At 71.5% G+C, this 12532-nt stretch carries 12 protein-coding genes; 5 read left to right on the top strand and 7 right to left on the bottom strand.

All coding sequences use genetic code 11. From position 1 onward, the window contains the following. Positions 1 to 10: 10 nt before the first annotated feature. Complete coding sequence (locus tag ACIPN7_RS05235) at positions 11 to 490, bottom strand: GNAT family acetyltransferase (RefSeq protein ID WP_400538685.1); 480 nt, start codon at positions 488 to 490, stop codon at positions 11 to 13. Next, positions 487 to 1611: a GuaB3 family IMP dehydrogenase-related protein gene (locus tag ACIPN7_RS05230; RefSeq protein WP_285101083.1), complete on the bottom strand. Its 1125-nt coding sequence runs from the start codon at positions 1609 to 1611 to the stop codon at positions 487 to 489. Before ACIPN7_RS05230 ends, ACIPN7_RS05235 begins: the two co-directional genes overlap by 4 nt. A 139-nt stretch (positions 1612 to 1750) precedes the next feature. Here ACIPN7_RS05230 and ACIPN7_RS05225 point away from each other — a divergent pair, with 139 nt between their 5' ends. Beyond that, positions 1751 to 2473, top strand: coding sequence for an exonuclease domain-containing protein (locus ACIPN7_RS05225; RefSeq protein WP_400538683.1), 723 nt, complete (start codon positions 1751 to 1753; stop codon positions 2471 to 2473). 48 nt (positions 2474 to 2521) lie between these two features. Here the strand turns inward: ACIPN7_RS05225 and ACIPN7_RS05220 are convergent, their stop codons facing one another. Then, on the bottom strand, positions 2522 to 3160 hold the full coding sequence (locus ACIPN7_RS05220) for a Rid family hydrolase (protein ID WP_400538681.1): 639 nt from the start codon (positions 3158 to 3160) through the stop codon (positions 2522 to 2524). Between the two features lie 350 nt (positions 3161 to 3510). On the opposite strand from ACIPN7_RS05220, the gene ACIPN7_RS05215 reads away from it, so the two are divergent. Next, positions 3511 to 5124 carry an FAD-dependent oxidoreductase gene (locus ACIPN7_RS05215; RefSeq protein ID WP_400538679.1) on the top strand — a complete coding sequence of 538 codons (1614 nt, stop codon included), beginning with the start codon at positions 3511 to 3513 and terminating at the stop codon, positions 5122 to 5124. 117 nt (positions 5125 to 5241) lie between these two features. On the opposite strand, the gene guaB is transcribed toward ACIPN7_RS05215, so the two are convergent. Both guaB and ACIPN7_RS05205 read right to left on the bottom strand, forming a co-directional pair. Continuing rightward, positions 5242 to 6756 (bottom strand): IMP dehydrogenase, encoded by a 1515-nt coding sequence (gene guaB, locus ACIPN7_RS05210; protein ID WP_400538677.1) that lies wholly within the window; start codon positions 6754 to 6756, stop codon positions 5242 to 5244. Between the two features lie 67 nt (positions 6757 to 6823). Beyond that, positions 6824 to 8080 (bottom strand): MerR family transcriptional regulator, encoded by a 1257-nt coding sequence (locus ACIPN7_RS05205; protein WP_400538676.1) that lies wholly within the window; start codon positions 8078 to 8080, stop codon positions 6824 to 6826. Positions 8081 to 8270: 190 nt separating this feature from the next. Here ACIPN7_RS05205 and ACIPN7_RS05200 point away from each other — a divergent pair, with 190 nt between their 5' ends. After that, positions 8271 to 8558 (top strand): WhiB family transcriptional regulator, encoded by a 288-nt coding sequence (locus ACIPN7_RS05200; RefSeq protein WP_020016179.1) that lies wholly within the window; start codon positions 8271 to 8273, stop codon positions 8556 to 8558. Positions 8559 to 8756: 198 nt separating this feature from the next. Here the strand turns inward: ACIPN7_RS05200 and groES are convergent, their stop codons facing one another. Next, entirely contained in the window at positions 8757 to 9053 is a 297-nt protein-coding gene (gene groES / locus ACIPN7_RS05195; RefSeq protein WP_020016178.1) for a co-chaperone GroES, read from the bottom strand. A gap of 336 nt (positions 9054 to 9389) precedes the next feature. Here groES and ACIPN7_RS05190 point away from each other — a divergent pair, with 336 nt between their 5' ends. Together ACIPN7_RS05190 and ACIPN7_RS05185 are read left to right on the top strand one after the other, a co-directional pair. Further along, complete coding sequence (locus ACIPN7_RS05190; protein WP_400538673.1) at positions 9390 to 10658, top strand: SAM-dependent methyltransferase; 1269 nt, start codon at positions 9390 to 9392, stop codon at positions 10656 to 10658. Next, positions 10655 to 11830: a glutamate--cysteine ligase gene (locus ACIPN7_RS05185; RefSeq protein WP_400538671.1), complete on the top strand. Its 1176-nt coding sequence runs from the start codon at positions 10655 to 10657 to the stop codon at positions 11828 to 11830. Before ACIPN7_RS05190 ends, ACIPN7_RS05185 begins: the two co-directional genes overlap by 4 nt. Positions 11831 to 11858: 28 nt before the next feature. On the opposite strand, the gene ACIPN7_RS05180 is transcribed toward ACIPN7_RS05185, so the two are convergent. After that, positions 11859 to 12476: a malonic semialdehyde reductase gene (locus ACIPN7_RS05180; protein ID WP_377230365.1), complete on the bottom strand. Its 618-nt coding sequence runs from the start codon at positions 12474 to 12476 to the stop codon at positions 11859 to 11861. Between the last annotated feature and the right edge of the window lie 56 nt (positions 12477 to 12532).

The following is a 12532-nucleotide window of genomic DNA, read 5'->3' as shown; positions in this document are numbered from 1 at the left end:
CGTCAGCGGCTCAGTTCGGCTCGACCCAGCGGCCCAGCACGGAGCACTCCTGGTCGGCGTAACCGAGCCGCTCGTAGAAGCCGAGCACGTCCGTGTTGGTGGTGCGCACCATGAGCTGGATCTTGCGCGCGCCCTGCGACACCAGCCACGCCTCGGCGGCCACGACGGCCGCCCGGCCCAGCCCGCTGCCCTGCAGGCCGGGCGCGACGGCCACGTAGTAGAGCCAGCCGCGGTGCCCGTCGTGCCCGGCCATCGCGGACGCCGCCACGCGGCCGTCGACCCGCGCGACGAGGACCGTCGAGCCGGTGCCCGCGCGGGCGTCGGCGATGTCGCGGTGCGGGTCGTTCCACGGCCGGGTCAGCCCGCACTCCCGCCAGAGCTCCACCACCTGGTCGACGTCGGCGTCGGTGATCTCGACGAACTCGCCGTCGGCCGCGGGCGCGGCGGCGAGGACCGGGGCGAGCGGCTCGCCGCTCCGCACGGCGCTCACCGGGGCTGGTACGGGGAGACGACGACCTCGACCCGCTGGAACTCCTTGAGGTCGGAGTAGCCGGTCGTGGCCATGGCCCGGCGCAGGGCACCCACGAGGTTGAGGGTGCCGTCGGCCTGCTTGCCCGGCCCGAAGAGGATCTCCTCCAGCGTGCCGACCGTGCCCACCTCGACGCGCTCGCCGCGCGGGAGCTGCGGGTGGTGCGCCTCGGGGCCCCAGTGGAAGCCCTTCCCGGGCGCCTCGGCGGCCCGCGCGAGCGCGGCACCGAGCATGACGGCGTCCGCGCCGCAGGCCACGGCCTTGACGATGTCGCCGGAGTGGCCCACGCCGCCGTCGGCGATCACGTGCACGTACCGGCCGCCCGACTCGTCGAGGTAGTCGCGGCGGGCCGCGGCGACGTCGGCCACCGAGGTGGCCATGGGCGCGTGGATGCCGAGGCTCACCCGCGTGGTGTGGGCGGCACCGCCGCCGAAGCCGACGAGCACGCCCGCCGCGCCGGTGCGCATCAGGTGCAGCGCCGCGGTGTACGTCGAGGCCCCGCCGACGACGACGGGCACGTCCAGCTCGTAGATGAACCGCTTGAGGTTGAGCGGCTCGGCGTTGCCCGACACGTGCTCGGCCGAGACCGTGGTGCCGCGGATGACGAACAGGTCGACGCCGGCGTCGACCACCGTCTTGTAGAACTCCTGCGTGCGCTGCGGGGTGAGCGCGCCGGCGACCGTGACGCCCGCGGACCGGATCTCCTTGAGGCGCTGCGTGATCAGCTCCGGCTTGATCGGCTCGGAGTAGATCGCCTGCATCCGGTGCGTCGCCTCGTCGGCCGGCAGCTCGGCGATCTCGGCCAGCAGCGGCTCGGGCGACTCGTACCGGGTCCACAGGCCCTCGAGGTCGAGCACGCCCAGCCCGCCGAACCGGCCCAGCGCGACCGCGCTGTCCGGCGTCATCACGGAGTCCATCGGGGCCGCGACGATCGGCAGGTCGAAGTGGTACGCGTCGATCTGCCAGCCGACCGAGACGTCCTTCGGGTCGCGTGTGCGCCGGGACGGCACCACCGCGATGTCGTCGAAGGAATAGGCGCGCCGCCCACGCTTGCCGCGTCCGATCTCGATCTCGTTGCTCACCCGCCAAGCCTACCCATCGCTGCTGACCCGGCGCGCAGTGTCTCGTGATGTGCGGGGTGGCACGAACCACAGTGTCAGTGACCGGTGGCAGGGTTCTCCCTGGACGCACCGGGAAACCCGGACGAGCAGGGAGGACACCATGAACGAGACCTGGATCCACAGGCCGCTGCTGGGCTTCGACACCGAGACCACAGGGGTGGACGTCACGGGCGACCGCATCGTCACGGCAGCCCTCGTGCTGCGCACGCCCGGAGCGGGCACCGAGGTCCGCACGTGGCTGATGGATCCGGGGGTCGAGATCCCGGAGGAGGCCGCGGCCATCCACGGCATCTCGACCGAGCACGCGCGCGCCCACGGCGTCGCGCCCCTGGAGGCGCTGGAGGAGATCGCGACCGAGCTCGCCACGCACCTGGCCGACGGCGTCCCCGTCGTCGCCTACAACGCGGCCTTCGACCTCTCGCTGCTCGACGCCGAGCTGCAGCGCCACGGGCTCAAGACCCTGCCCCAGCGCCTGGGCCGCGCGGTCGAGCCCGTCGTGGACCCGCTGGTCATCGACCGCTGGCTGGACCGGTACCGGCCGGGCAAGCGCCGGCTCGGAGACCTGTCCCAGTGGTACGGCGTCACCTCCGAGGGCGACCTGCACACCGCCGAGGTGGACGTGCTCGCCACGCTCGACGTGCTGGAGGCGCTGGCCCGCCGGTTCCCGCAGCTCGCGCGCATGCCGCTCGCGGACCTGCACCAGCAGCAGATCGGCGCGCACCGCCAGTGGGCGGTGAGCTTCAACGAGTGGCGCCGCGAGCAGGGCCTGACCGGACCCGACGCGTCCGGCGCCTGGCCGGTGCAGCACGCGTCGATCGCCTGACCGGGCAGAAGGGCAGCCGCGCCCCGGGACACCGGGGCGCGGCCCTGCTCAGCGCGGGTAGACGGCGTCGACCTCGACCTCGACGAGCCAGCCGTCCACCGGCAGGTTCTCGACCTCCAGTGCGAAACGCGACGGCCGGGCCTCGTTGACGACCATCGGTTCGGTCGTGGCCGACCCGAGCTGCACGTCGAGCGTCTCGCCGGTGGCCAGGTTCGTGTTGGCGAAGAACTGGCGGTAGGCCCGGTTCCACCCGGCGAAGTCCATCTTCTCCGCGCCCGCCGGGTTCTGCAGGAACACGCGCATCGAGACGACGTCGTCGTAGGACAGCCCGGCCTTGTCCAGGTTCTCGCCGATCCGCATCAGGGCGTTGATGCTCTGCGCCTCCGTGAGGGTGACGCCGGCGGGCAGCTCACCACCGGGGAAGACGTCGGTGGGGATGTACCTCTGCTCCGCAGTCACCCCTGGCGTCGTGTTGCGGGCGGCCGGGCCGAGGCCGGAGGACTTGTACCAGGAGACGTTCTTGCCGATGGCCACGCCGTCGGCGATGAGCGGGGTGTCTCCCGTGACGAAGGAGTGGGCTCGGGTGGGATCGGGCCGGAAGGCGTGGGCGGCGGCGAAAGCGGTCCCGGGGACCGCGATCGCGGCGGTGAGAACGACGGCGGTGATCAGCGCGGCACGGTTCTTCATGGTGCTCCTCCATCTGGCCGGCCGGGTGCGGCGACGGCGCCCGGACGTGGTGGCCCGGCGGTCGGCACCGGGTGGCGCGGACGCTAGCCACGGGGAGTTTCCGAGGGATGTCCGCTTCGGGTCGGATCGGGAACGCCTTCGCCCCGCTGATCGAATCGTTCCTGCACAAACGCCGACCTGCGGCGAGATCCGGAAACAACATGGTTACTAGGCGCAACTGCGCAGAAACGACGGAGACTCGCAGTGGTGACCTGCGCTCCCTAGCGTCCGGCTCGGCGCTGACGGCGGTTCCTGGCTCCCCCACCAGGGCAAGCCGCCCGTCAGGCCTGTCGACACGAGGGGTAGGGACCGTGGTCACCGAGAAGAGCACCTCCGGCGTCTCCCGCCGCAACTTCCTGCAGGCCGTCGGCGCGGGGTCCAGCGCCGGCGTCATGTTCGCGACGATGGGCGCGATGGGGCTGGCCCCCACCGCGGCCGCCCAGCCCAGGGCCGAGTCCTGGGTCCCCCCGCGGGGCGGCGACTTCACGCTGACCGGCCGGTCCGCCAAGAAGGTCGTCGTCGTCGGGGCCGGTCCCGCCGGCCTCGCCACCGCCTACGAGCTCCAGAAGGCCGGCTACCGGGTAACCGTGCTCGAGGCGCGGCACCGCCCCGGCGGGCGCACCCTGACGATCCGCGGCGGCGACAGCGAGACCGATGTCAACGGCGTGCGGCAGACCGCGCGATTCCCCGACGGCATCTACATGAACGCGGGCGCGGGCCGCATCGCCCAGTGGATGGTCACCATGGACTACATCCGCGAGCTGGGCGTGCCGTACGAGGTGTTCACCAACGCGAACGCCGACGCCTACCTCTACAACGAACGGTCCGGTGCGACGCCGGGCAACCCCGTGCGGTACCGCACCGCCAAGGCGGACGTCTTCGGCTACACCTCGGAGCTGTTGCACCACGCCACCGACCAGGGCGCCCTGGACCAGAAGCTGACCGCCGCGGACAAGGACAACCTGCGCTCCTTCCTGCGGAGCTGGGGCTCGCTCAAGCCCGACGGCACCTACGCCGGCGGGAGCAACCGCGGCTTCGACGTCTACCCGTCGGCCTGGAACGAGCACGGCACTCCCCTGCCGGGACCGGGCACGGTCTCCGAGGTGCTGGCCTCGAAGGTGGGCCAGTACTTCCCGTTCGAGATCAACTGGGAACAGTCGATGCTCATGTTCCAGCCCAAGGGCGGCATGGACACGACGTACCAGTACCTGGTGCGGGCCATCGGCTCCCACAACGTGCAGTTCGAGTCGCCCGTCACCGGGGTGGAGAACACCGGCCGCGGGGTCAGGGTCACGTACACGCCCAAGAACGGCAGGGCGCGGCAGATCGAGGCGGACTTCGCCGTCGTCGCGGCGCCGGCGGGCCTCATGCGGCGGTGGGACACCAACTGGGGCCCGGAGATCGACGCGGCGCTCGGCGAGTTCGCCGTCGGCTCCCCCGCGGGCAAGATCGGCCTGCAGTACCGGTCGCGGTTCTGGGAGGACGACCACCGGATCTTCGGCGGGATCACCGAGACCGACATGGACCTGGCCCACGTCTGGTACCCGTCCTACGGGTACGGCGAGCGCAAGGGCCTGGTCGTGGGCTACTACAACACCGGCACCAACGCCCGCACGTACGCCGACCTGACGCCCAAGCAGCGCGAGCTCCGCGCCGTCGAGCAGGGCGTGAAGATCCACGGCGAGAAGTACCGCAGCGAGCTGGAGAGCTCGTTCTCCATCGCCTGGCACAAGGTGCCGTACATCGAGGGCGCCTGGGCCTACCCGAACACCTCCTCGGCGGGCTTCCGGCTGCTGCAGCAGGGCGCGGGCAACGTGTACTTCGCGGGCGACTGGATGTCAGAGGTGTCCGCGTGGCAGCACGGCGCCTTCTGGTCCGCCCGCTACGCGGTGCAGTCCCTGCACGCGCGCGTCATGTCGAGCTGACGAGGGCGTTTCGCCGAAGGAGAACGGTGGCGAGATAGAACGGGGGCCGGAGCGCTGATCAGCGCTCCGGCCCCCGGTTCTATCTCGCCACCGTTCTCCTTCGGCGGACCTGCGAGGTCAGAACCCGCTGTAGTTCGGCGCCTCGACCGTCATCTGCACGTCGTGCGGGTGGCTCTCCTTGAGCGACGCCGACGTGATGCGGACGAACCGGCCGTTCTGCTGCAGCTCCGGGACGGTCCGCGCACCGGTGTAGAACATCGTCTGGTGCAGACCGCCGATGAGCTGGTGCGCCACGGTGGCCAGCGGCCCCTTGTACGCGACCTGGCCCTCGATGCCCTCGGGCACGATCTTGTCGTCGCTGGTGACCTCGGCCTGGAAGTACCGGTCCTTGGAGTAGGACTTCTTGCCGCGCGAGGACATGGCACCCATCGAGCCCATGCCGCGGTAGGTCTTGAACTGCTTGCCGTTGACGAGCACCAGGTCGCCCGGGGTCTCCTCGCAGCCCGCGAACAGCGAGCCCAGCATCACGGACTCGGCGCCGGCCACGATGGCCTTGCCGATCTCGCCGGAGTGCTTGAGGCCGCCGTCGGCGATGACCGGCACGCCCGCCGGCTTGCACGCGAGCGACGCCTCGTAGACGGCGGTGATCTGCGGCACGCCCACGCCCGTCACGACGCGGGTGGTGCAGATGGAGCCCGGTCCCACGCCCACCTTCACGGCGTCGGCCCCGGCGTCGACGAACGCCTGCGCGCCCTGGCGCGTGGCGACGTTCCCGCCGATCACCTGGACGTCCTTGGTGGCCGGGTCGGTCTTGAGCCGCTTGACCATGTCGATCAGCATGCGCACGTTGCCGTGCGCCGTGTCGGCTACGAGCACGTCCACGCCGGCGTCGATCAGGGCGGTGGCACGCTGCCACGCGTCGCCGAAGTAGCCGATCGCCGCGCCCACCATGAGGCGGCCCTGGCCGTCCTTGGACGAGTTCGGGAACTGCTCGGACTTCACGAAGTCCTTGACCGTGATGAGCCCCGTGATGCGGCCGTCGGGGTCGATCAGCGGGAGCCGCTCCAGCTTGTGCTTGCGCAGCAGCAGCGTGGCGTCGTCCCGCGAGATCCCGGCCGGGCCGGTGATGAGCGGCTGCGGCGTCATCACCTCGTCCACCTTGGTGGTGGCCCACTCGGCGACGGGCGTGAAGCGCAGGTCGCGGTTGGTGACCATGCCGATGAGCTTGTTCTCGGTGTCGACCACCGGGAAGCCGGAGATCCGGAACTGGCCCGCGAGGGTGTCGAGCTCCTCGAGCGTGGCGTCCGGGCCGATCGTGACGGGGTTCGTGATGATGCCGGTCTGCGTCCGCTTCACGAGGTCGACCTGGGTGGCCTGGTCCTCGATGGAGAGGTTGCGGTGCAGCACGCCGAGGCCACCCTGACGCGCCATGGCGATCGCCATGGCCGACTCGGTGACCGTGTCCATCGCCGCTGAGATCAGCGGGATCTTGAGCGAGATCTCGCGCGTGAGGCGAGACGTCGTGTCGATGTCCGACGGCGCCAGGTCGGAGTAACCCGGCAGCAGCAGGACGTCGTCATAGGTGAGCCCGAGGAAACCGAACGGGTCGCCCGGCGAGGTCTGGTCCGTCATGCAGCAAGTCTACGGCCGCCGCGACCGCAGATCTCGGCCGGGCCGTGGTACCGGCCCGAGGCGTGCGTCACCTCGCCTTGATGACGGCGAGCACCTCGTGCAGCAGCCCCGTGAACGAGCGCACCCGCTGCACCGTGGGCCCGAACGGCAGCTCCGTCGCGGCCGCGTCGGCCCGCAGTCCCACGAAGATCGGCAGCTCCGGATAGCTCTCGTTCACCGCGTGCACGACGTCGAGGTCCGGCTTGTTCTGCGTCGTCGCCAGCACCACCGCCGTCGGGCGGACCATCGTGACCAGTTCGACCGAGCGGTGGGTGCTCGCGGGACCCGTGACGATCCGCGCCATCGAGCCCTGGGCGGCCAGCGCGGCCGCGAGGGCGTGCGCCGAGAGCGGCACCACCTCGTCGGGCGCGGCGAAGACCAGCACGATCTTGCGCATCCGGCTCGGGTGGTTGGCCGGCGGACCGCCCGCCTCGACCATGACCCGCTCGAACTCCTCGATGTAGTTGCGCAGCGCGCGCAGCGCGGCCGTCGCGAGCACCACCTCGGGCATCTCGCCCGGGCCCGCGAGGACCGTCCGTTCGGACAGCCGGAGCCAGGCCGGCTCGACGAGCTCGGTCCACCAGGTGGCGGGGTCGCCGTCCGGGCCGAGCACGAGCAGGTTGTCGCAGGCGGTCCGGCTGTACGCCAGGGCGGCATCGACCAGGGCGGACACCCGGCCCGACGTCGGCGCCGGGGCGGCTGCGGACCGCGGCCCGCCGGCCGGTGCCGGAGCACCGCCGCCGGTCGCGCCGCCGGGCAGCGCACGCAGGCGCGCACGGCCACGAGGCTCCTCGGTCCGCTCGTCGCCGGACGCCGGGGCGGGGTCGTCGGCCTCGTCCCCGGAGCCGGGCGGCGTCGTGTCCGCCGGGGCGGCCTCGTCCTCGGGGCCGGCCGGAACCTCGACGGTGCCGACGAACCGCTCCGCGAAGTCGTGCTCGTCGGCGTCCGCCCCGCCCTCGACCTGGACCGCGGGCAGCGCCGGGGCGGTGCGGGTGGCGACCTCGAGCTCGGCATCCCCCGCCTCGACGGCGGCGCGGGCGGCGTCCACCGGCGCCACGCCCTCCAGGGTCAGTCGGCGCATCACCAGGAGCCGGGCGACGTCGTCCGGCGTGTAGCGGCGGTGCGATCCGGCGGTGCGGCCCGAGGGCCCGAGGCCGTAGCGGCGGTCCCACGTGCGCAGGGTCGCGGGAGCGACCCCGAGGCGCCGGGCAACGGCGGCGACAGCCAGTCCGGGGCTGGATGCACGTGACCCGCCCGAGTTCTGGGCGGGTCGCGAAGAAGTCATGGACTCGATTCTGCCGACCCGGCCCTCTCCGCGCCACTGCGAAACCCGGCGTGCCGCCGATCTCGGTGGATTTCGGTTCACAATCATACAAATCCGGTCAGTGCCGACCTGCTTCTCGTTGACCCGATTGAACCCGATGACGCGAAACTGCCCCTTGAACAACTTCTGCACAACTTGTAAGTTGTTCGCCATGACGGAGATCTCGAGGCTTCCCGGTCCGGTGATGGAACTGTGGGAATGGCAGTACCAGGGCGCGTGCCGCGACGCGGACGACACCCTCTTCTTCCACCCCGAGGGTGAGCGTGGATCGACCCGCCGGCGGCGCGCCGAGGCCGCCAAGGCGATCTGCCGCTCCTGCCCCGTGATGATGCAGTGCCGCGAGCAGTCGCTCCGCGTGCGCGAGCCGTACGGCGTGTGGGGCGGGCTCAGCGAGGACGAGCGGTCGGCGATCCTCGCCGGCAAGTCCGTCTCCGCCTGACCCCGGGTGCACAACTTCTGACGCGTGCGGCGTGACGCGCTTCTGCCGCACGCCCGCTTCTGATGGACGCCCGCTTCGAACGCATGGCCGCTTCGACGCCGAAGCGGTAACCAGTAGTGGCCACAACGGTCTCCGGACAAGACGAAGGCCCCGCACCGATCTGGTGCGGGGCCTTCGCCTATCTGGCGCGGGCTGGAATCAGCCCACGACCACCGCGAGGACGTCGCGGGTCGAGAGCACCAGGTACTCCTCGCCCGCGTACTTGACCTCGGTGCCGCCGTACTTGGAGTAGATCACCTTGTCACCGACGGCGACGTCCAGCGGCACACGGTTGCCGTTGTCGTCGATGCGGCCCTGGCCCACGGCCAGAACCTCGCCCTCCTGGGGCTTCTCCTTGGCGGTGTCCGGGATGACCAGGCCGGAAGCGGTCGTGGTCTCGGCTTCGAGAGCCTTGACGACGATCCGGTCCTCGAGCGGCTTGATGGGGACCGACACGTCGGACCTCCCTCTTTCGTTGAGCGGATCGAGTGATCAGCTGCATGGTTGACTTCAGGGGCTCGAACGTTCGACGGTCCGCCGTCGTCGCGGGTGCCGGCGGGCACGAACGTCTGGGTCCTCCGCCGAAGGCCCCGGTTACCGGGATCCGCGGCGATGAACAACCCCAAATCTAGGTCGGCGCTAGCACTCGGTCAAGGCGAGTGCCAATCGCGTGGAGCACCTCACACGCCCGGCGCGCGACGCGCCGTCCGCACTTCGAGATCTCGCCATCTCTACGAAAAGGTTGCGTCCGGCCACTCGTCATGACCTGGACAAACGTGGAAAGATCTTCCCATGGATGCGGCGATTCTGAGCAAACTCCTCAGCCCCGACGGCTGGGCCCTGCTTGCGGCTCTTCCGCCGTACGACGAGCGCGACGCGATGAAGACCGTGACTACCCTGCGCTCCCAGGGCGTGGCGGCGGACCTCGCGGCCGCCGTGGTCACCCAGTCCCGGCTGCGCGCCCGGGCACGGGCCAAGTTCGGTGACTTCGCCGACGGGATGCTCTTCACCGCGGACGGTCTGGAGCAGGCGACGCGGCTCGTCGTCGCGGCGCTGCACGCCCGACGGTACCTCGACGCGGGCGTGACCGCCCTCGCCGACCTCACCTGCGGCATCGGCGCAGACTCTCTCGCCTTCGCCGGGACGGGGCTGCGCGTCGTCGCCACCGACCTCGACGAGTGCACGGCCGCCATCGCGCAGTGGAACCTGCGCCACTTCCCCGAGGCGGAGGTGCGGCACGCCGACGGCCTCACGCTCGACCTGCGCGCCGAGGGCATCGACGCCGTCTACGCCGACCCCGCCCGGCGCGTGCGCGGCGGCAGGGGCGGCCGCAGCAGCCGCATCTTCGACCCGCGCGCCTACGAGCCCCCGCTCGACGCCGTCTGGGCGCTGCGGGAGTCGGTGCCGGCCGTCGGCATCAAGGTGGGTCCTGGCATCGCGCACGAGGGCCTGCCCGACGACGCCGAGACCCAGTGGGTCTCCGTCAACGGCGACGTGGTCGAGGCCGGGCTCTGGTTCGGCCCGCTCGCGCCCGACGGCCCCGGCCGCTCGGCACTCGTGCTGCGCACCTTCACCGACGACGACGGCAAGGAGCACACCCTCGGCCGCACCCTGCGCGGCGACGGCACGCAGCCGGACGTCGGCGGCGTCGGGCACTACCTCTACGAGCCCGACGGCGCGGTGATCCGCGCCGGGCTCGTGGGCGAGGCGGCCGCCGAGCTGGGCGGACGCCTCGTCGACCCGACCATCGCGTACGTCACGACCGATGACCCCGCCGCGCTGCCGCCGGCCCGGCCCGCCGAGGCCGCCGGTGCGCAGGCTCCGATCGCGACCGGGTACCGGGTGCTCGACACCATGCCGTTCGGCCTGAAGCGGCTCAAGTCCTATCTCCGCGACCGGAACGTCGGGCGCATCACGATCAAGAAGCGGGGCACCGCGGTGGTGCCTGAACAACTTCGCAAGCAGCTCGTGCTCACCGGAACCGAGGAGGCGACGATCGTGCTCACCCGTGTGGCAGGCAACCAACAGGTACTCCTCGTCGAACCGCTGGGAGCCGTATGAGCTCGCCGCTACGGCTCGGCTTCGGCGCATCCCCACGATCGACCGTAGGCCTCGAGTGGGAGATCGGGCTCGTCGAGCCCGGCACCGCCGACCTGTGCCAGGCAGGTCCGGAGGTGCTCGAGGCTCTCGCGCGCGGCGGCGGCAACCAGCAGCAGGGTCCCGCGGGCTACACCGCGCACGTCACCGGCGAGTTCATGAAGAACACCATCGAGCTGGTCTCCGGGGTCGGGCGGACCGTGGCCGACGCCGGGGCGGACCTCAGCCGCACGCTCGACCGCGTGCGAACGGTCACGGACCCGATGGGCCTGGAGCTCATGGGCGGCGGCACCCACCCGTTCGCAAAGGGAGCCGACCAGGAGATCGGCGAGAAGGAGCGCTACGCCCGCATCCGCGAGCGCACGGGCGTGTGGGGCGCGCAGCTCATCATCTGGGGGCTGCACGTCCACGTCGGGATCGAGCACCGGGACAAGGCGCTGCCACTGATGCGCGCGATGCTCAAGTACTTCCCGCACCTGCAAGCGCTGTCGGCGGGGTCGCCGTACTGGGCCGGTGAGCACACGGGATTCGCGTCCAACCGGTCACTGCTGTTCCAGCAGATCCCGAGCTCCGGGCTGCCGGTCGCGTTCGAGACCTGGCAGGAGCTCGAGGCGTACGCAGGCGACATGCTGCACATCGGAGCCGTCGAGGCGTTCAACGAGGTCCACTGGGACGTCCGCCCCTCACCGAAGTTCGGCACGCTCGAGGTCCGGGTGTGCGACGGCCCGACCAACCTCACGGAAGCCCTCACGCTGGCCGCGCTGGTGCACTGCCTCGTGGAGCACCTGTCCACGCAGCTGGACCACGGCCGGGAGCTGGTTGAGCTGCCGCCGTGGTTCGTGGCGGAGAACAAGTTCCGTTCGGCCCGCTACGGGCTGGACGCCACGGTGATCCTCGACGCCCACGGCAACCAGGGGCCGGTCGCCGACGCGATCGGCAAGCTGCTGGTCGAGCTGGAGCCGGTGGCGCACCGGCTGGGCTGCGCGGCGGAGCTCGCCGGGGTGCGGGACATCCTCCGCACCGGGCCGTCGTACCGGCGGCAGGAGCAGGTCGCCGCCGCGCACGACGGCGACCTGGTGCCGGTGGTCCGCGCCATGCTGGCGGAGATGCGGACCGGCCGGCCGTTGCCCGGCTGACGACGCCGCCCGCTCCCGCAGCGTCCGGTCAGATGACCTGCGCGGCGTCGTCGAAGCTCAGGCGCGGGGCGCGGGGGCGGGTGGTGTCGGCGCCGTCGGCCGCGCTGACGTTGACGACGAGGAGGCCCTTCCAGCCGTTCTCGGCGAAGAACTCGGCGTCGATCTGGTCGTAGATCCCGTGCATCGGGCCGACGGCGAGGCCGGCGGCGCGCAGGCCGACGATCAGGTAGCCGGCCTGGATGAGGGCGCTGGTGCGCGCCATCTCGGCGCGCGCCCCGGCGTCGCCGGCGAACATGTCGCGCGCGCCCGGCATGTGCGGGATCAGCCGGTCGAGGTGCTCGTGGAAGTCGGTGTCGTACGCGAGCACGAGGGTGACGGGCGCGTTCCGCACGCGCTCCTGGTTGCCCTCGGGCACCCGGGCGACAAGGCGCTCCCGGGCCTCCGGCGTGCGGACGACGAGCATGCGCAGCGGGCTCGTGTTCATGGCCGTCGGGCCCCACTTGACGAGGTCGTAGACGGCGGCGAGCTGCTCGTCGGTCACCTCCGACTCGGCGAAGGTGGTCACGGTCCGCGCGGTGCGGAACAGACGGTCGGCGGTCGCGTCGTCGATGGCGAGGCCCTGGGCCTCAAGAACGGTGTCGGTCATACGCGCGACAACAAGTTGCTCCAAGCGATAGTTCCAGATTCAACCGTGACGTCCCG

It is taken from the genome of Promicromonospora sp. NPDC090134 (genome assembly GCF_044746965.1).
In the GTDB taxonomy this organism is placed as follows: Bacteria; Actinomycetota; Actinomycetes; order Actinomycetales; family Cellulomonadaceae; genus Promicromonospora.
Note: the sequence above shows the minus strand (reverse complement) of the source record. Positions and strands in the feature narration are given on the sequence as shown.